Consider the following 18,910-nt stretch of genomic DNA (forward strand, 5'->3'; position numbering starts at 1 on the left):
CGCGGTGGGGACGGTCCGGCCAGGATGCCGGGCACGCGGATGCGCGCCACCGACGGCCAGGACCCGGGCCATCGTACCGTCCCGTTCCCGGCCACGCGGCGCGGATACACGTGTGCCCCGTCACGTGGACGGGGCACACGGGTACTGCTCACATCAGCCGAGGAGACCGATTCGCCCTAGTCGCCCCTGGGCTCCTGCTCCACGGATCCGGCCGCGTCGGACTGCCCGGACCCGTCGGCGTCGTCGCTCGCCGCCCCGAGGGCGAGGTCCTCCGGCGTCCCCGCCGGGGGCGTGAGCTCGCTCGAGGCGGACTCCCCCTCGGCAGTGGCGCGCTCGGTCCCCGACGCCGCTGAGTCCGGCGCCGCTGACGGGGCCTCGGCCTCCAGCACCGCGGTCGCGGTGCCGGCCGCCGCCGTCGAGGCCGCCGTCGATGCCGCGCCCGCCCCTGGGGCCGCGGGCCGCGTGTGCTCGATGGTGCCGCCGCCCACGTCGGCGCCCGGGGCGGAGCGCACCCGGCGCCACCAGGCCGAGATCCGGCCCCCGGCGCCCGTGGCGTTCCCGTTGGAGGTCCCTGCGTTCTCGGCGTCCTCCCCGAAGATCTCCGAGTACTCCTCGGTCAGGGAGGACTTCACCCGGGTCTCGATGTGGTCGGTCAGGGCGGCACGAGCCGCAGCTCGCTCGGCGCGCAGGATCGCCCGGTGCTCCTCGCTCAGTGCCTTCACGGTGGCAACAGCCATCGCGATCATGATCACCGAGAACGGCAGCCCGATGAGGATCGCGGTGGTCTGCAGCGCCTGCAGTCCACCGGCCACCAGCAGCGCGATCGCCACGAGCCCCTCCAGGACCGCCCACATCAGGCGGGACCACGCGGGCGGGTTGGCATTACCGCCGGTGGCGAGCATGTCCACCACGAAGGACCCGGAGTCGGAGGACGTCACGAAGAACACCACGACCAGCACGATCGCGATCCCGGCGAGGATCTGCGCACCCGGCAGGGTCTGCAACATCTGGAACAGCGCCGTGTTGGAGTCCACCGCGCCGTCCGGGGTCAGCGAGCCCGGGTCCGCGAGCTCGCGCTGCAGGGCGGTGCCGCCGAGCACGGAGAACCAGAAGAAGGACACGATGGTCGGGACCAGCAGCACCCCGAGCACGAACTCGCGCACGGTGCGCCCGCGGGAGATGCGGGCGATGAACACTCCCACGAAGGGTGCCCACGAGATCCACCAGCCCCAGTAGAAGATCGTCCAGCCGCTCTGCCACGCCAGGCCGGCGTCACCCTGGAACGCGGTGGTGTCGAAGGTCATTCGCAGCACGTTCTGCAGGTAGAACCCCATGGACTGCACCCAGTCCCGCAGCAGGAACAGCGTGGGCCCGAGCGCCAGGACGGCCGCCACGAAGATGCCCGCGAGCACCATGTTGCCGTTGGAGAGCCACTTCATCCCCTTGCCCACACCCGAGACCACGGAGGCTGCGGCCACGGCGGTGATACCGACGATCAGCCCGATCTGGAGCGAGACGCTCGCATCGGCGATCTCGAGGAAGCCGAGGCCGGCGGAGACCTGCATCACGCCGAAGCCGAGCGAGGTGGCCACACCGAAGACGGTCCCGAGCAGGGCGATGACGTCGATCACGTCACCGATCCAGCCCTTCACGCGGTCCCCGAGCAGGGGCTCCAGTGCCCACCTGATGGACACCGGGCGCCCCTTACGGTGGATGGCGTAGGCCAGCGCGAGGCCGACGACGACGTAGATCGCCCAGGCGTGCAGCCCCCAGTGGAGGTAGGTCTGCCCCATCGCGGCCTGCGCGAGGTACTCCGGCGATCCGGTCACCCCCGGTTTCGGGGAGATGAAGTGCGAGAGCGGCTCGGCGACCCCGAAGTACACCAGGCCGATCCCCATGCCGGCGGCGAACAGCATCGCGAACCAGACCGGGAGGCGGAAGGTGGCCTCCTCCTCGTCCTTGCCGAGCACGATGTTCCCGAACCGGCTCAGGCCCATCCACAGTGCGAAGACCACGAAGGCCGCGACGATGAGCACGTAGTACCAGCCGAAGACGCCGATGACCTCGGCCTGCAGGGTGTTCACGACGCTCTCGAACTGGTCCGTGAACGCCATCGCGAGGACCACGAAGGCCACGATCAGCAGCACCGAGGGGTAGAACACCTGGGCGCGGTGGGTATGGAGTCGGCCAGGCGGTTTCGTCGCCCCCGACGATCTCTGGTCACTAGTCATGCCTCCACTGTCACCACAGACGGCGCATCGATGGCAAATATGTGACCGAAGTGAGACAGATCCTTTGCTTCCGCCTGTGCTTTGGGGAGGATTTCTTGACCTACTCGCGGCGCACAGCCTCGCCGCCGGGCTGTGCTGTACCGGGCTGTGCCGTACCGGCCCGCAGCGTGAGCACCCGATCGGCCCGCTCGGCGGCCTCCGGATCGTGTGTGGCCACCACCGCCGCCACGCTGGCGGAGGCCACCAGGTCGTGGATGAGGTCCATCACCCGGGCCGCGGTCTCGGAGTCCAGCTGGCCGGTGGGCTCATCGGCGATCAGCACGTCGGGGCGTCCCGCGAGCGCCCGCGCGATCCCGACGCGCTGCTGCTGGCCACCGGAGAGTTCCCCCGGCCGTTGCCGCACGTGGTCGGCGAGCCCCACCTGCTCCAGCGCCTGGCGGGCTCGCTCGCGCCGCTGGGTCGGCGACATACCGGCCAGCCGCAGCGGGATCTCCACGTTCTCCTGCGCGGAGAGCACCGGGATCAGGCCGAACGCCTGGAACACGTACCCGATCCGCTGCGCGCGCAGCGCGGCCCGCGCATCGTCCCCCAGCGCGGAGATCACCGTCCGGTCCTCCCCCTGGCCCATCGTCACGCTCCCGGAGGTCGGCAGGTCGATCCCCGCGAGGATGTTCAGCAGGGTGGTCTTGCCCGCACCGGAGGGGCCACGCACCACCAGGAGCTCACCGGGCTCGACGGCGAGACTCACCCCCCGGAGGGCGGCGACCTCACCCGCCGGTGTCGCGAACACGCGCGTGACGTCGTCGCAGGCCAGCCTCATCGTTCCTCCGTCCCCGGGTAGACCTCCACGTGGTCGGCCGCGAGGTCGAGGCGCACCCGGTCTGCCAGGCCGAGCGTCTCGACGTACTCCTGCGGGAGTTGCAGGCGCCCGCTGCGGTCGAGCACCGCGTACTCCTCGTGCACCCGGGAGGAGGTCCCGTCGTCCCCGATCTCGGTGCGGCGCAGCACCTCGGTGGCCGTGCGCCCGTCCCGGATCCGGATGGTGCGGTTCACGTGGGTGGCCACCGCGGGGTCGTGCGTCACGATGATCACGGTGACACCGAGCTCGGCGTTGGCCCGCTCCATGGCCGCGAGCACCCCCTCGGAGGCCTCCTCGTCGAGCTCCCCGGTGGGTTCATCGGCGAGGAGCAGACGCGGCTGGTTGGCGCCCGCGACGGCGATCGCCGCCCGCTGCTGCTGCCCGCCGGACAGTGCCAGCGGCAGCCGGTCGGTGAGGTCGCCCAGGTCGAAGAGGTCCACGAGCTCGCCGACGCGGCGCCGGCGAGCCGCGGCGCGCACGCCCGCCAACTGCAGCGGGAGCTCGATGTTCTGCGCGATCGTCAGGTAGGGCAACAGGTTGCGGGAGGTCTGCTGCCAGATGAACCCGACGACGTGGCGCTGATAGCGCACCCGCTCCGCCCCGCGCATCGCGATGAGGTCCGTCTCCCCCACCCGCGCGGACCCGCCGGTGGGCCGGTCCAGCCCGGACAGGATCTGCAGCAGGGTGGACTTCCCGGAACCGGACGCACCCACGATCGCCACCAGTTCCCCGGCCTCGACCCGCAGGTTCAGGCCCTGCAGCGCCTGCACCTCGATGCCGTCGACGGCGAAGATGCGCACCAGGTCCTGGCACAACACGAACGGCGCCGATGAGCTCACGTGTCCCATCATTCCTCCTCGTTCCTCGGCGCGGCCGATGAGGGCGCCGTCCCGATCCGCCCGACGAAGGTCGCCACCACCAGGAGCACCGCGAGCGCGCACCCCAGGACGACCAGCAGCGACCCGCCGACCCCGCCCGGCCAGGTCGGGGCCGCCCCGGCCAGCGCGCCGAGGTCGAGCGCTCGCCACACCGCCGGTGCCAGCACGGCACCCAGACCCGCGCCCACCACGACCGCGGGCACGCTCACCGGCAGGATGTCCCACGCCGCCAGGCGACGCACCTGCGCGCGCGTGGCTCCCAGCACCCGCAGGCGGCGCCCCACCAGCGCACGGGCCGGCGCCCCGGCGAGTACGACGAGGACCAGCGCCCCGAGGCCGAGCAGGCCGCCCGCCGCCACCGCCACTGCCAGCGCCGACTCGAGCAGGCGCACCTCCCCGGCCCCCAGGACCGCGGCGACCTCGGACTCGGCCACCTGCGCGAGGCCGCCGCTGACCTCGGCCAGTTGCTCGGCGACCACGGCGGCGTCGGCGCCGTCCTCGAGGTCCACCAGGGCGAGCGTGGTGCGGGCGTCCTCGACGATCCCCGGCGGCGCGGCGGCGAGGTCCGCGAGCACCCAGGTGCCCGTGGCGTCGATCCCGGGCAGCGCCGTCGGCCCGGTCACCGGCCGCACCGCGGTCGTCCCTGCGGTGGCCCAGGTGAGCTCCATCGCGCTGCCCAGCGACATGGCCGGGCCCACCAGCACGGGCGGGGTCCCCGCCTCGGCCGGGGTGAGGTCCGCCAGGGCGCCGCGCCACGCGTCCGAGCGCTGCGCGGCCGAGCCCTCGGCGAGAGCGGCGCTGTCCACGAGGTACAGCGTGGTGCGCATGGACTGCGCGCCCGCCAGGATGGCCGGCCGCACCGTGGCGACCGGGGTGAGCGCACGCACGCCCTCCACCTCGCGCATCTCCGTGAGCACAGGCGTCAGCTCCGGCCCGGAGATCCTCACCTCGGCGCCGATCTCCTGCCAGGCCGCGGAGGTGACCTGCTCGCGCAGCGCCGCGAGCGTGCTGGTGGCCAGCACGGCGGTGGAGGCGGCCACCACGACCGCCAGCAGGGAGGCGAGGCCGAGCGCGGGGTCCCGTGCGGCGCGGGCGGATCCCACCACGTCACCGACCGATCCGCGCCGCGAGATGAGCGCGGCCGGCAGCCGCAGCAGCCAGGGGGCCACACGCAGGAGGAGGACCACGGCGGCGAGCGCGAGCAGCAGCGGCGCGAGGACCACCAGGACGTCCGCGCCCTCCACCATCGCACCGGCCGCCCCGCCGGCGCTCTCGGCACTGTCGGCACCCTCGGTCAGCAGCCGGGAGGCCGCGAGCGCCGCCACCGCGAGGATGACCCCGTCGCGCACCCAGCCCGCGGCGCGCAGGTCCCGGCGCGGGGGTCGCAGGGACACCGGGACCGGCGCCACGAGCGCCGCGAGGGCCGGGAGCAGCGCGAGGGCCGCGGGCCCGGCCCATCCGGCCACGCCGCCGGCGCTCGCGCCGGATCCGGTGAGGGCGAGCGCCAGGCCCCAGCCGAGCGCGGCCGCCGGCACGCCGAGCGCGAGGCCCTCCCGCGCCAGCGCCGCGCGGATCCGCGCCGGGTGAGCGCCGCGGGCGCGCACGAGGGCCCACACCGGCGCGCGGCGCCGGTGCAGGAGGCCGAGCGCCAGCAGGACGACCGCCCCGGCCACGCCCACCGGCCCCGTCGCGGTGGCGGTGGCCGCCGCGTTCGCGCCCGCGGTGCGCCGGGCGGCATCGTCCAGCACCGCGGCCAGTTCGCTGTTCAGCGGTAGCCGCGCCTGGTTCCCGGCATCCGTGATCGTGATCGGTGCCGCGGTGAAGCGCCGCAGCTGCGCGGCAAGGAGGTCGGGATCCGTGTCCGCCACCGCGTCGGCGTCCACGCCGTACCAGGCGGTGAGGTCGGCCTCCCCGGTCCAGGGCTGGACCGCCCGCCAGTCGGCGGGGTCGAGGGCCGCGAGCGCCGTGACGGACAACCCGGTGTTCAGGTCGTCGATCTCGCGCGGCCCGGCGAGCAGCGCCACGTGCTCGCTGATCGGCCCCGTCAGCTCGTAGGTGCCGACCAGGTGCAGGGTGAACCACTCGGCATAGGGCCCCTCGCGCTCCTGCCCGACCTCCCATCCCAGCGCCTGTGCGCTGGCGGCGGGTAGCGCCACCGGCAGCGACCACGGGATGCCGAGGTCCGCCCGGGTTGCGTCCTCACCGGTCTCCTCCAGGTGCGCCTGCGACTGCGCCGCGAGCTCCTCGGGGGTCGGGAGCGCACCCGGTGTGGGCCACTGCCCCTCCACCAGGTCCGCCTCGGCGGTGAGCTCGGGTCCGGCACCCAGGCCGAGGGCGGCCTGTGCGATGTCCGTCCCGGGGGGCGCCTGGATGGGCACGGGTTCGGTGGAGAGCACCACGCGGGCTGGGGCCAGCACCCCGCGCAGCGGTTCGTCGGCGGCCTCCCGTCCCTCCTCCAGCGCGCTCAGCACCCCGTCCCAGGGCGCATTGTCCGGGGCGGTCCCCGCGGCGGCCCCCGCCGCGGGATCCGTCGCGGGATCCGTCGTCGGCGCCGCGAGCGTCGTGACGCCCTGGACGTCGCGGACCAGGGGTGAGGACCGGGCGACGGCGTCGCTCACCACGGTGCCCCTGGCCGCCTCCGCCAGGCGCGGCCAGGCGGCCAGGCCGGTGGCCGTGGCCAGGAGCACCAGGAGCACACACGCCACGAGGGCGCGTTGCGCCAGGAGCGAGCGCAGCAGCAGGCGCCTCATCGCGTCTCCTCCCGGTGCGCGGTGTCGCGCGCCTGACGGGTCACGGTCCGCGCGACGACCAGCGCCGTGACCACTCCCCCGGCGCCCAGCACCGCCACGGCGGTGGCGAGCCACCAGGGGTGGACGTGCACCGTGACCGAGACCACCGCGGGTACGGACAACCGGACCAGCGCGGGGGTGACCAGCGCGCTGACGGCGGCCGCGACCACGAGTCCGCACAGGATCCCGGCCAGCGTCACGACCGCCGGTTCGAGCGCGCGGGCACGGGCCTGACCCCGTGCGGACATGCCGATGGCGCGCAACGTGAGGACCTCCGCACGCCGGTCTCGCACCGAGACCGCCGCGGCGGCGAGCAGGCCGACGACCGCCAGGACGAGTGCGGCGCCGGCCACCAGCGCGAAGGCTGGCGTGCCCACGGCGGTGCCGGCCGCCGCGAGGTCCGGCCACAACGCGGTGCCGCCGAGCGCTCGCGCCTGGCGTTCGAGCGCGGGGCGCCCGCCCCCCTCCGGGTCCTCACCGACCGCCGCCGTGACCGGGTCCGCGAGCGCGATCCAGATCTCGTCGGCGTCGGGGACGCCACGCGAGAACGCCACGGTCTGCGCGACCCAGCCGTCCCGGTCCACCAGCACGGCGAATCCCGGCACGCCGGGGACCTCGGCGACGGCGGCGACCTCGATGGCGAGCGGGTAGCCCGCGCCGCTGAACTCCAGGGCGTCCCCCACCGAGGCGTCCAGCGCCTGGGCGAGGGTCGGTGAGAGCACCGCCGGCAGCGCCTCGGGGGCCGGCGGGAGGAGACGACCGTGCACGGTGGTGCTCCAGCTGGCGGTGAGGACCGGGTCGCCGGGCGGGGCCGACCAGGTGGTGCCTCGCCACCCCGTGGGGGAGCCGCCTTGCTCGGCCCCGCTCCCAACGGCGGCGAGCGCGAGGCTCAGCTCCTGCACCGGCGCGGGCACGCGCGCCGTGAGGTCCAGGGCGAGCAGGGACTCGCCCGCCGCCGGCTGCGGGATGCTCACCCGGTTATCGCCGAAGGAGACCTCCTGCGCGGACTCCTGCCAGCGCACGGCGCCCGCGGCGTCCACGAACCAGGCCAGGACGCTCAGCTGCGCGGTGGTCTGGGCGGGCAGGGTCGTACCGCCGGACTGCTGCAGCGACAGCGTGACCTCGCGGGCGCCGTCGAGGCCCCCCGCGGCCGGGGGTGCGGGGGTGATCGCCGCGGCGAGCGCGTCCGGGTCAGCCCCGGTCCCGTCGGGGAGCGCCATGACGTCGGGGAGCAGGGATGCCGGCACGGCCAGCAGCTCGGCCTCCACACCCCCGACGTCGCCGGTGACCCGGTTGACGCGCGCCGTCGCGGTCACACCGGGAACGTCCGCCAGGGGCGCGACGTCCCGCGGCGGGTAGGCCGCGGAGACGGCGCCGCGCGGCGGGAGCTGGATCCGCGCGTCCGCTCCGGACTGGGCGGCGAGGAGATCGGCGCGGGCGGCGCCCGCGGAGGCCGCGTAGGTCGCCGCCACACCCGTGGTGCCGACCGCGGCGGCGAGCAGCAGCACGGGCACTGCCTGGGAGCGGCTGGTCCTGGCGACCGAGAACAACCCGAGGGCGGGCGTCACCGGCGCCCGGACCGCGATCCGGTCCATCGCGGCCCACACCGGGGCGAGGGCCACGAGCAGGACGAGGGCGCAGGCGAGGACGGCCAGCCCGGGAGCGGGGAGGGCGAGAGCGGCCTCCAGCGCCGTCCAGGAGCTGCTGCCGACCAGTGAGAGCAGCCGCCAGGTGCTGAGGGCCGCGAGCAGCACGATCAGCCCGGCGCTCACGCCCCGCACCAGGGTGGTGCCGCGGCCGGCCTGTTCCGGCCGCAGGATCCCCGTCACGGCCGGCAACGCGATCGCCGCCCACGCCAGCGGCAGCGCGACCAGGGCGACCAGGCCGCCGCCGGGGGCCACCGCCAGCCCCAGCGCCGCTCCGAGTGCCACCGCGAGTGCCGCGAGGACGCCGGTCTCGGCCACCTCCATCGCGACCAGGCGGCCGGGTGCGGCGCCCCGCGCGAGCATGATCCTGCTGTGGGCTGCGCGGGCCCGCGCCAGGAGCCGGGCCACCTGGGACAGGCACAACAGGCCGAGGATCGCGAGCATCACCAGGGCCACGCCGGTGACGGCGCGGGCGTCGGCCGCGGCGGCCGCCAGCTCGGCCAGGGTGTCCGCGAGCGTCCCGGTCTCGGTCAGCCCCCGGGGGGCGAAGTCGTCGGTCGCCTCCAGCGCGGCGGGGAGCGCGGCGAGCGCCGCGGCCAGGGGTGCTGCGCCGTCGGACACCAGCGGGGCGCCCGACGGCGTGATCGTCCACCGCAGGTAGGGATCGCCCGGGATGGTGGTCGCCTCGGCCACGACGAACGGCCCGGTCACCTGCTGCTCACCCGTGAGCTGGGCCGAGTCCGCGGCGGTCCAGAGCGGGGCGGAGGGTTCCCGCGCGGCGAAGGTGCCGACGACCTGGAGGCGCAGGGCCCCCTCCCGCCCGAGGGCGACCACGTCGCCCACTCCCAGGCCCGCGCGGTCGGCCGCGCTCACCGGCAGGAGCGCCGGGACGACGCCCGGCTCGTCGGCGCTCGCCCCCGGCTCGCTCAGCCAGCGACCGTCGATCAGGTCCGCGCGCCCCGCCAGGTCCGCTGCGGTGGCCAGGAACGCCGCCCCGGCCGCCGCGTCCTCGCGCTGCAGGGTGAGCGACTCCCCCACCCACGCCCGGGTGACGTCGAGGGCCGCGCCGTCCTGCGGCGTGCCGCCGGACGCCGCGATGAGGTCGCCCAGGAGGGTGACCAGCGCGTCGTCCTGTGCCTGCGGATCCTGCCCGGCCCGGGTCTGCAGCACCAGTGCCCCGGGTGCGCCCTGCCGGGAGGCGAGCTCCGTCGTCGTGATCGCGTCGGAGCGCTGCACCACGAGGCCGGAGCCGGCCGCGGCCGTGGCCGTGACCAGGGCGACGAGCGCGGCCAACACCGCCAGCAGGGCGGCCTGGGCCCGCGCTCGCCGCGCGAGGAACCTCACGGTCGGGCGTTAGAGCGTGTTCCCGACGCGCAGCGCGTGGGACTCCTCGCCCAACTCCTCCATGAGCGCGTAGCGCGCCTCGCGGCGGGCCTTCTGCTCGGCGGGGTCGGGCACCGGCGCCGCCGCCAGCAGTCGGCGTGTGTACTCCTCCTGCGGCCGGGCCAGCACCGCCTGGCGCTCACCCTGCTCCACGATGAGGCCGTTCTCCAGCACCACCACCCGGTCGGCGAGCATGTCGATCACCGCGAGGTCGTGGCTGACGAACAGGCAGGCGAACTCGAACTCGCGCTGCAGCGTGGTGAACATCTCCAGCACGCTGGCCTGCACGGACACGTCCAGCGCGGAGGTGGGCTCATCGGCCACCAGCAGCTCCGGGTCCAGGGCGAGCGCCCGCGCGATCGACACGCGCTGGCGCTGACCACCGGAGAGCTCGTGCGGATACCGGTTGTAGACGTTGCGCGGGAGCTCGACCGCGTCCAGGAGCTCGTAGACCTTCTGCTCCTGGGCCTTGCGGTCCCCCACCTTGTGCACCACGAGCGGCTCGCTGATGCACTCCCCGATCGGGAAGCGCGGGTCCAGGGAGCTGGCCGGGTCCTGGAAGACCACCCCGATCCGCTTGCGCAGCGCCTTGAGGGCGGCACCCTTGGTGGCGCCGATGTCGTGCCCGAGGATCTCGATCGTCCCGGAGGCCGCGGGGATGAGCCCCAGCGCACAGCGCGCGATCGTCGACTTCCCGGATCCCGACTCCCCCACGAGCCCGACGATCTCGCCCTTGTCCACGTGCAGGGTGACGTCGTCCACGGCGCGGAAGACAGGCTTACCGGTCCGCTGGTACTCGATGACCAGGTTGCGCAGATCGAGAGCGGTGACCTTCTCCACCTCGTGCGTCACGGCCTCGCCCCGGGCACCGAGGTGGGGCACGGCGTTCAGCAGCCGCTTGGTGTAATCGTGCTGCGGCTGGGTGAGCACCTCCTCCACACTGCCGGTCTCCACCAGGTCGCCCTTGTACATCACGGCCACCCGATCGGCCATGTCCGCCACCACACCCATGTTGTGCGTGATGAGCAGGATGCCGGTGTTGAGCTCGTCCTTCAGGGATCGCAGCAGGTCGAGGATCTCGGCCTGCACCGTCACGTCCAGGGCGGTGGTGGGCTCGTCCGCGACGATCACCCGTGGGTTGCAGGAGATCGCCATGGCGATGACCACGCGTTGGCGCTGACCGCCGGAGAACTCGTGCGGGTACTGCTTCAGGCGCCGCTCCGGCTCGGGGATGCCGACCATGCGCAGCAACTCCACGGCGCGGGCATCCGCCGCCTTGCCGTAGGCGATGCCGTGCAGCTCCAGGGCCTCGGTGAGCTGATCGCCCACCGTGAGCACCGGGTTCAGGGCCGTCATCGGCTCCTGGAACACCATCGCCACGTCCCGGCCGCGCATCCGGCGCAGGGCGGCATCGCTCAGCGAGGCGATCTGGCGGCCGGCCACCGTGGTGGTGCCCGTGATGGTGGCGTTCTTCGGCAGCAGGCCGAGCGCCGTCATCGACGTGACGGACTTGCCGGACCCGGACTCCCCCACCAGGGCGAGCACCTCACCGGCGCGCAGTTCCAGGTCGATGCCCTTCACCGCGTGCACGGAACCGAACTCGGTGGAGAACTTCACATCCAGTCCACTGAAGGCGAGCACCACGTCGTCGTCGCTCACGACCGCGTGCTCGCTCGTGGTCGCGGTCTCCTCGGCGCCGCCGCGCCGCTTGAATGCACGCATCAGTCCTTGTTCCTGTTCTGGCGGGGGTCGAACGCATCGCGCAGACCGTCACCGATGAAGTTCACGCACAGGGCGATGGCCACGATGAACAGACCGGGGAACCAGAACAGCCAGGGGCGAACCGTGAAGGCGTTCTGATAGGTGCTGATCAGCGAGCCGAGCGAGACGTCCGGCGGCTGCACCCCGAACCCGAGGAAGCTCAGCGAGGTCTCCAGCAGGATCGCCGCGGAGATCGAGAACGTGGTGTTCACGATGATCACGCCGATCGTGTTGGGCAGGATGTGCTTGCGGATGATCCGGCCGGAACTCGTGCCGATGGCCTGGGCTGCGGAGACGAACTCCCGTTCGCGCAGCGAGAGGACCTCACCGCGCACCAGTCGGGCCAGGGAGGTCCAGGTGACGGCGGCCAGCACGAGCGCCAACACCATGATCCCGGAGTCCCCGAAGCTGCGGGCCAGCACGGCGGCGAGCACGAGCAGCGGGATGATGATGAGCAGGTCCGTCATGCGCATCAGCAGCGACTCCACCCAGCCGCGGTAGTACCCGGCCAGGCCACCGATGATGGCACCGATCAGAGTGGAGAGGATCCCCACCACGAACGCGATGACCAGGGAGATCTGGGTGCCGCGCATCACGAGGGCGAAGTAGTCACGGCCCACCGTGTCCTGGCCGAAGGGGTGTTCCCCGAGGGTGAACCATCCGATCGTGGGGCGACCGCCGTCGACCGTGGCACCGGTGGTGGTGAACTCCTTGCCCCACCAGCCGGGGATCGGTCCGAAGCCGATGGAGGTGAAGGCGAGCACCGTGATGAAGGCGAGTACCACCATCGCCACGATCGCGCCACGGTGCCGGAAGAACCGGCGCCGGATGAGCGCGCCCTGGCTGTAGGACTTCTGCTGGGACTCCGGCTCCATCTCCAGGCCGACCATGCCGCCGGGCTGCGGGGTGGGGGCGTGCCGGGACTTGCCGGGCATGATCTCCTCGGCGTGGAGGGACTCCTCCCGGTCCTCACGGCCCTCGTTGTCCCCTGGGTTGCGGTCAGACATGGGTAACTCCGTTCCGGGTCGGGGTGGCGTCGATGAACTGCACGGCGCTCACCTCCGGATCCGCGGGTCGAGGAACGCGTAGGCGATGTCGGCCACCATGTTCATGACGATGGCAGCGATACCGACCACCAGGAAGAACGCCATCACGGGTGCCGGATCCACGTCCCGCACTCCCGAGATGAACAACTCGCCCATGCCCTTCCAGCCGAACACCGTCTCGGTGATGACCGCGCCGCCGATGAGCCCGGCGAAGTCGAACGCCACGATCGTGGTGATGGGGATGAGGGCGTTGCGGAAGGCGTGCTTGACGATGACGACGCGCTCGGAGAGCCCCTTGCTGCGGGCGGTGCGCACGTAGTCCTGGCTCATCGTCTCCAACATGGAGCCACGGGTGTAACGCGAGTAGCTCGCCACCGAGATCAGCGTCAGCAGGATCGTGGGCAGCAGCAGCTGCGTGCTGACGTCGAGCAGGTTCTCCCAGAAGTCCCCGGTGAAGTTCGGGGTGCTGGAGCCGATGGTGGAGATCGGTCGCGGCTTGAGCTGCAGGAAGTCGGCCCAGGCGTAGACCATGCGGTCCAGCGCCACCAGCATCGACATGATCACGGCCATGACAGCGGACAGCCCCATCGCGGCGCGACGGGAGTCCCCGCCCCAGAAGTACCCGGATACGAGGCCGACGGCGATCGCCACGAGCAGCAGCACGAACAGGATCGGCCAGCTCGGGTCGGCCAGCAGGCCACCCACCGCATAGTAGGCGATCACGCCGGCGCCCACGGTGGTGAGCACCGAGTACAGCACCCGGCGGTTGCGCAGCCCGGTGAAGATCGCGGTCAGACCGACCGCGCCACCCAGGGAGGTGAGCAAGACGACCCCGATGCCCATCGCGGGCTGACGCCACCACCCCACGGCCGTGAAGTACATCAGCGCGGACACCACGAACACCAGCGTGATCCCGGCGGTGAGTGCCCGGCGGCGCCAGCCACCCCCGAGCACCGAGGAGAGGATGACCGCCAGCACCACACCCGCGATGACGGATTGCAGCAGCGTGATCTGTGGATCGGCTATCCAGTCGTTGAACCGGATGGCGCCGAACTCCTTCAGCAGCACGGCCGCCCAGAAGACCGGGAGGGAGAAGAACAGGAAGGTCAGGAAGGTGACGACGTAGTCGAATCCCGAGTACTGCCGGATCGCGGTGATGATACCCACGATGATGCCGATGACGATCGCGAGCAGCGTCGCGAGGGTCACCAACCGCAGGGTGCTGCTGGCGGCGTTCGCCACGAGGCTGGAAACGTCCACACCATTGCGGCTCGTCCCGAAGTCGCAGGCACCGACCACGCAGCCGGAGACGCCTCGCAGCCACTCCCAGTAGCGCTGGTACCAGGGCTGGTCCAGCCCCATGTAGGAGATGCGACGCTCGATGAGTTCGTCGCGGTTGTCCGCGTTCGATTCGCGGAGATCGGCCAGCGGATCGCCCGAGTTGATGGTCAGGACGAACATCAACAGCGATCCGACCAGCAGCACGAGGAAGGAGATCCCCATGCGCTTGAGAATGAACTTGGTCACGGTGTGTGGGCCCTTCGGTGGAGGCTCGGGACGCCGCCACGGCGTTCGCTCACTCTAGCGGGCACCGACCGCCGCATGGTGGGGCGACATTCGAGGTGCTGGCGACGGGAGCGAGGCGTCGCGAGACGCGGCGATGGGGCAAGAGCCCGGAGGCCCTTGCCCCATCGCGTGATCCGTGCCTATCTGGCTGGCGGACTGAGGGAGGAACTACCTCAGTCGGCGCGGACCCACTGCTCGGCGTTCCACGCGACCGTCGACTGGGTCGAGGTGGCGCGGACGTTGCTCAGCGAGGAGTCGTACGCGACGACGCCCGGGTGAGCGAACAGCGGGATGCCGAACAGGGTGTCCCAGAGCGTCTTCTCGATGATGACGAGCTGCTCCTCCTGCTCACCGGTGTCCAGCGTGGTGGTCAGCGTGTCCCAGGCGGCGTCCACGGTCTCGTTGGAGTAGCCACCGTAGTTCTGGCCACGGTCGGTGCCGTAGATGTTCTGACCCGAGGTGATCTGGCCGGAACCGGCCCACGCGAACAGCGCGACCTCGTAGTCACCGTTGGGCAGGTCGTCCGAGAAGAACTCACCGGAGCCGCTGTCCTGCACGTCGAAGCCGGCCTGGTCGCAGGAGTCCTTGATCAGGGCGACCTCTTCGGTACGGCGCTGGTTCGGGGCGTTGTAGCCCACGCGGATGGTGACCGGGGTCTCGACGCCGGCCTCCTCGATCTTGGCCATCGCGCCCTCGATGTCGACCTGGTCGTACCGGCCGTCGTAGGACTGCGAGACGATCGACTCGTAGTTCGGCTGGAACGGGAAGACCTCGCGGGCGTTCATGACCTGCGCCTCGGGGTTGATCGGGGCGATCAGGTTGTCCACGATCAGCTGACGCGGCACGCACATCGCGAACGCCTCACGCAGCTCCAGGCTGTCGGCGAACGCGGAGGTGTCGCCGAAGTTGAAGTCGAGGTGCTCCCAGGTCAGGGTGTCGTTGGTCTGCAGCGCCACGGAGTCGCCCATGGCCTCGATCTGCGTCAGGGTGTCGACGGTGGCCTGCGGCTCGATGACGTTGAGGTCACCGTTCTGCAGCGCCTGCGCCTGCGTCTCGGCCGCCGCGAAGCGGTAGACGAGCGTGCTGCTCGCGGGCGGGGTGCCCCACCACTCGGGGTTCGGCTCCAGCGTGATGGACTGACCGGCCTCCCAGGAGGCGAGCTGGTACGGACCAGAGGAGAGCGCGATGTCGGAGGACGGCAGCTCACCCGGGGTCGGCGAGAGCCAGCCCTCGTTGTAGAAGTCCGCGATCGGCTGCAGCGCCTCGACGTCGCCGTCCTGGATGGCAGCCGTCATGTCCTCGAGGGAGACGCCGGCCTGCTCCGCGGCCACGTGGGCCGGGAACTGCATCATCGTGGCGAGCATGTAGTCCGGGTACGGGTCGGAGTAGACCAGCGTGAAGGACTTGCCGCCGGCCTCGCCCTGCGGACCGTCCGGGGTGCGGTCCCCCAGGTCGGTGCCACCGACGTAGTTGAACAGGGGCACCTCACCCTCGTCACCCTCGACCGTGAACGCCTGGGTGGCCCAGGAGAACAGCGCGTCCTCGTAGGTGATCGGCGTGCCGTCGGACCACACCGCGTCGTCCGCGATGGTGTACTCGACCGTCATCGGGTCCTCGGAGACGAGCTCGATGTTGCCGAACTCCTCGTTCACGTAGATCGTGCCGTCGGTCCCGTAGTAGTAGAAGCTGCTCTGGAAGCGGTCGTTCACCACGGAGTTGTAGGTGGAGTAGGTCTCCGGCGTGTTGCCGTTGTACCCGAGCCACTCGTCCTCACCGAGGGAGAAGGAGACCGTGTCGTCCTTCGTCGTGATGTCGCCGAGGTCCTCCTTGTCGGTGCCCTCGTACATCACCTCCTCGCCGGAGCCGGTCTCGTCGGTCTCCTCCGAGGTCTCGTCCGTCGCAGCGTCCGTCGCCTCGTCGTCCGACGAGCCGCTCGTGCAGGCGCTGAGGACGAGTGCGGTGGCCGCCATCACGGCGACGCCCCCCGTCATCTTGCGGATCTTCAATGTTCCTCCATGTGGATCGGCATCCGTGGCACCAGGACCAGCCCCAATGGGTGGTGGCGGACTGGCTCCGGACCGGCTGCCTGGTCGGCCCCCGGGACGGCACCACGAACACGTAGGTGGAGTCAGAATAGGCAGCCTCAGGTGAGGCGCAGGTCACACAGCCGCGAATCCGGGGCATCGTTACGGAATTGATGCCGTTCCCGCGAGAGCGTGACCGCGGCGAAACACGGCCGTTACACGACCTCAGGCGCGCTCGTCCTGGCGCTCGTCCTGGCGCTCGTCCGCGAGGCGGGAGTCGACCAGCTCGGCGATCACGGCCTCCTCGGCGGCGCCGTCGAGCACCCCCTCCAGCGTGGGGTCACCGCCGGCCGGGACGCGCGGCTCGGCGAGCTTGACCAACACGACACCCACGAGCACCAGTGCGGCGCCCATGAGCTGGACCGGCCCCATCGCCTGGCCGAGGAGCACCCAGGCGATGCCCCCGGCGGCGACGACCTCGAGCAGCCCCACGAAGGAGGCAAGCCGGGAACCGAGCCTGCGGGCCGCGGCGATCCCGGCCACGTAGGACAGCGCCGCGGTGACCACGCCGAGGATCGCGAGCGCGAGCCACCACGGCATGGCGAACGGCACGAACTGCACCTCACCGGTGGCGAACCCCATCGGCAGGATGCCGACGAGGGCCGCCAGGCCCAGCAGCACCGCCGCCAGGCCGAGCCCGCCCGCGGCCAGGGTGATGGGTGGCAGCGTCATGCGATCGTCACCGGAGATGATGAAGTACCCGGCCGCGCCCGTAGCCGCACCCAGCGCCCACGCGACGCCGGTGAGGTTCACCGAGACACCGCTGGTCAGCCCCACGAGCATCGCCAGGCCCGCCATGGCCACGAGCGCGCCCGCGAACGTGAGCGGGGTGGGCTTGCGGCCGTGCACCCATAGCCACAGGACCACGATGAGCGGCGCGAGGTACTCGATGAGCATCGCCGCGGACACATCGATGTACTGCACCGCCATGAAGTAGCACAGCTGCGCGCCGACGATCGCCAGCACGGAGAAGGCGACCAGGGCGCCGGCATTCTGCCGCAGCAGGTGCCACCGCCCGTGCAGCGCGCGCAGGCCAGGGATCAGCAGGACGAGCGCAGCGATCGTGACGCGCACCAGGGTGGCGCTACCGGCGGTCCACCCGAGGTCCATCAGGCCTCGGCCGATCGAGCCGGAGGCGCCGAACGCCGCCGCGGAGAGCAGGGCGAGACCGAGTCCGGCGGCCAGGGTACGGCTGGGGTTCACGCCCCCTCGGGCGGGTGCGTCATGAGTCAACTGCGTCATGACACCTGACGCTACGCCCCCGCCTGGTAAGGTGTCAAAATGGTTTTCGCTCATGACACGCAGGAGGCGCTGGAGTCCGGCGTCTTCCTGGCGAACTCCGAGTTGGAGCCGGACACCCTCACCTCGATGGCGGAGCTCGAGGCGTTCTTCGACGACTTCGGCTACACCGGCGATCGGCCCGGCCCCAGCGACCTGGAGCCGGTGCGCGCGATCCGCACGCGACTGCGGCAGATGTTCACGGCCACCCGGGACGGCGCCGTCCCCCTGATCAACGACGTCCTCGCCGAGTTCCACGCCATGCCCCAGGTGGTGCGCCACGGCGAGGTGGACTGGCACGTCCACGCCACCACGGATGACCGCCCGTTGCACGAGCGCATCCTGGTGGAGACCGCGATGGGCATGATCGACGTGATCCGCGGCGACGAGATGAGCCGCTTCAGCCGCTGCGCCATGGAGGACTGCGAGGGTGTGGTCCTGGACTTCTCCCGCAACCGGTCCCGCAAGTACTGCACCACCACCTGCACCAACCGCGCGGCGCAGGCCGCGTTCCGCGCCCGCCAGGCCTGAGGCTGCGCGCCCGCCGACCGTGCGGTTGTGCACCCCCACCCCCGCCGAGCGTGCCATTACGCTGACCTGCGGCGCTCAAACCCTGCGCAACACATCGCTCGGCGCACCCTGCGCCCCGCAGCACCGCCGAGCGTGCGGTTGTGCATGCCACCTCCCCGCCGAGCGTGCCCTTACGCATCGGCGCCGCCGTCACCCTCGCTCCTGGCGGTGCCGCCCACGCAGAGGGCGGTGCATTCCACCGGGAGGCAAGCGGTTCCCCGCATCGCCGCAGGTCAAGTGCGTACACCCGGCTGGAGGAATCGGGCGCCGCGACCCGGTCCACCGCCCGTAGCGAGGGGTGCACCGCCCGTAGCGAGGCCTGGCCACGACACCCGGGTCGACGTCGGCGCGCACACTGGATGGGTGGACGAGGTGATCGTGGCGGCGGGTCCGGGGATCCCGGACGGCCTGCGCATCCCCGCCGCCGAGCTCACCGAGCAGTTCTCCCGCTCCCCCGGCCCCGGTGGTCAGTCCGTCAATACCACCGACTCCCGGGTGCAACTACGTTTCGATCTGGGCACGACGGCGTCGCTCACCGAGGCGCAGCGCAGCCGAGCGCTGGAGCGCCTTGCGCCCCGACTCGTGGGCACCGAACTGGTCATCGAGGCCTCCGAGCACCGCTCACAGTGGCGCAATCGGGCCGCGGCGCGGCAGCGCCTGGCCGAACTCCTGCGCGAATCGCTCATCCCGCAGCCACAACGCCGCGCCACCAAGCCCACCCGAGGTTCCCAGCGCCGTCGACTCGCGGCGAAGACCCAGCGCTCCCAGCTCAAGCAGACCCGACGCCGACCCGGCCCCGAGTAGCGCCTACCCCGGCAG

At 72.1% G+C, this 18,910-nt stretch carries 12 protein-coding genes; 2 read left to right on the forward strand and 10 right to left on the reverse strand.

Translation table 11 applies throughout. The features are described from left to right. Positions 1 to 176: 176 nt before the first annotated feature. The 10 genes from ATL40_RS09820 to ATL40_RS09865 form a co-directional block, all read right to left on the reverse strand. Complete coding sequence (locus tag ATL40_RS09820) at positions 177 to 2,162, reverse strand: BCCT family transporter (protein WP_245866962.1); 1,986 nt, start codon at positions 2,160 to 2,162, stop codon at positions 177 to 179. A 169-nt stretch (positions 2,163 to 2,331) separates the two neighbouring features. Continuing rightward, positions 2,332 to 3,051: an ABC transporter ATP-binding protein gene (locus ATL40_RS09825; protein WP_098469386.1), complete on the reverse strand. Its 720-nt coding sequence runs from the start codon at positions 3,049 to 3,051 to the stop codon at positions 2,332 to 2,334. Further along, positions 3,048 to 3,938, reverse strand: coding sequence for an ABC transporter ATP-binding protein (locus tag ATL40_RS09830; RefSeq protein ID WP_425443371.1), 891 nt, complete (start codon positions 3,936 to 3,938; stop codon positions 3,048 to 3,050). The genes ATL40_RS09825 and ATL40_RS09830 overlap by 4 nt, the downstream gene beginning before the upstream one ends. Beyond that, positions 3,938 to 6,718 carry an ABC transporter permease gene (locus tag ATL40_RS09835; RefSeq protein WP_098469388.1) on the reverse strand — a complete coding sequence of 927 codons (2,781 nt, stop codon included), beginning with the start codon at positions 6,716 to 6,718 and terminating at the stop codon, positions 3,938 to 3,940. Before ATL40_RS09835 ends, ATL40_RS09830 begins: the two co-directional genes overlap by 1 nt. Then, a complete protein-coding gene (locus ATL40_RS09840) occupies positions 6,715 to 9,747 on the reverse strand; it encodes an FtsX-like permease family protein (RefSeq protein ID WP_098469389.1) in 3,033 nt (1,010 codons plus the stop codon). Before ATL40_RS09840 ends, ATL40_RS09835 begins: the two co-directional genes overlap by 4 nt. A gap of 9 nt (positions 9,748 to 9,756) precedes the next feature. Continuing rightward, the gene (locus ATL40_RS09845; protein ID WP_098469390.1) at positions 9,757 to 11,508 is read right to left on the reverse strand and encodes an ABC transporter ATP-binding protein; all 1,752 of its coding nucleotides are present in this window, start codon (positions 11,506 to 11,508) and stop codon (positions 9,757 to 9,759) included. After that, on the reverse strand, positions 11,508 to 12,437 hold the full coding sequence (locus ATL40_RS09850) for an ABC transporter permease (RefSeq protein WP_245867224.1): 930 nt from the start codon (positions 12,435 to 12,437) through the stop codon (positions 11,508 to 11,510). The genes ATL40_RS09845 and ATL40_RS09850 overlap by 1 nt, the downstream gene beginning before the upstream one ends. A gap of 165 nt (positions 12,438 to 12,602) precedes the next feature. Beyond that, complete coding sequence (locus tag ATL40_RS09855) at positions 12,603 to 14,120, reverse strand: ABC transporter permease (protein WP_098469391.1); 1,518 nt, start codon at positions 14,118 to 14,120, stop codon at positions 12,603 to 12,605. Positions 14,121 to 14,332: 212 nt separating this feature from the next. Next, complete coding sequence (locus ATL40_RS09860; RefSeq protein WP_245866965.1) at positions 14,333 to 16,150, reverse strand: ABC transporter family substrate-binding protein; 1,818 nt, start codon at positions 16,148 to 16,150, stop codon at positions 14,333 to 14,335. 258 nt (positions 16,151 to 16,408) lie between these two features. Beyond that, positions 16,409 to 17,485: an EamA family transporter gene (locus tag ATL40_RS09865; RefSeq protein WP_098469393.1), complete on the reverse strand. Its 1,077-nt coding sequence runs from the start codon at positions 17,483 to 17,485 to the stop codon at positions 16,409 to 16,411. A 39-nt stretch (positions 17,486 to 17,524) separates the two neighbouring features. On the opposite strand from ATL40_RS09865, the gene ATL40_RS09870 reads away from it, so the two are divergent. Together ATL40_RS09870 and arfB are read left to right on the forward strand one after the other, a co-directional pair. Beyond that, positions 17,525 to 18,052: a CGNR zinc finger domain-containing protein gene (locus ATL40_RS09870; protein WP_098469394.1), complete on the forward strand. Its 528-nt coding sequence runs from the start codon at positions 17,525 to 17,527 to the stop codon at positions 18,050 to 18,052. Positions 18,053 to 18,454: 402 nt separating this feature from the next. Then, entirely contained in the window at positions 18,455 to 18,895 is a 441-nt protein-coding gene (gene arfB / locus ATL40_RS09875; protein ID WP_098469395.1) for an alternative ribosome rescue aminoacyl-tRNA hydrolase ArfB, read from the forward strand. The last annotated feature ends 15 nt before the right edge of the window (positions 18,896 to 18,910 follow it).

It is taken from the genome of Serinibacter salmoneus, from assembly GCF_002563925.1.
GTDB lineage: Bacteria > Actinomycetota > Actinomycetes > Actinomycetales > Beutenbergiaceae > Serinibacter > Serinibacter salmoneus.

Excerpts from the sequence above, each read along its gene's own strand:
- ATL40_RS09825 (WP_098469386.1), bottom strand. The coding sequence starts at position 3,051 with ATGAGGCTGGCCTGCGACGACGTCACGCGCGTGTTCGCGACACCGGCG.
- ATL40_RS09830 (WP_425443371.1), bottom strand. The coding sequence starts at position 3,938 with ATGGGACACGTGAGCTCATCGGCGCCGTTCGTGTTGTGCCAGGACCTG.
- ATL40_RS09835 (WP_098469388.1), bottom strand. The coding sequence starts at position 6,718 with ATGAGGCGCCTGCTGCTGCGCTCGCTCCTGGCGCAACGCGCCCTCGTG.
- ATL40_RS09845 (WP_098469390.1), bottom strand. The coding sequence starts at position 11,508 with ATGCGTGCATTCAAGCGGCGCGGCGGCGCCGAGGAGACCGCGACCACG.
- ATL40_RS09850 (WP_245867224.1), bottom strand. The coding sequence starts at position 12,437 with ATGGTCGGCCTGGAGATGGAGCCGGAGTCCCAGCAGAAGTCCTACAGC.
- ATL40_RS09860 (WP_245866965.1), bottom strand. The coding sequence starts at position 16,150 with ATGACGGGGGGCGTCGCCGTGATGGCGGCCACCGCACTCGTCCTCAGC.
- ATL40_RS09865 (WP_098469393.1), bottom strand. The coding sequence starts at position 17,485 with ATGACGCAGTTGACTCATGACGCACCCGCCCGAGGGGGCGTGAACCCC.
- ATL40_RS09870 (WP_098469394.1), top strand. The coding sequence starts at position 17,525 with ATGGTTTTCGCTCATGACACGCAGGAGGCGCTGGAGTCCGGCGTCTTC.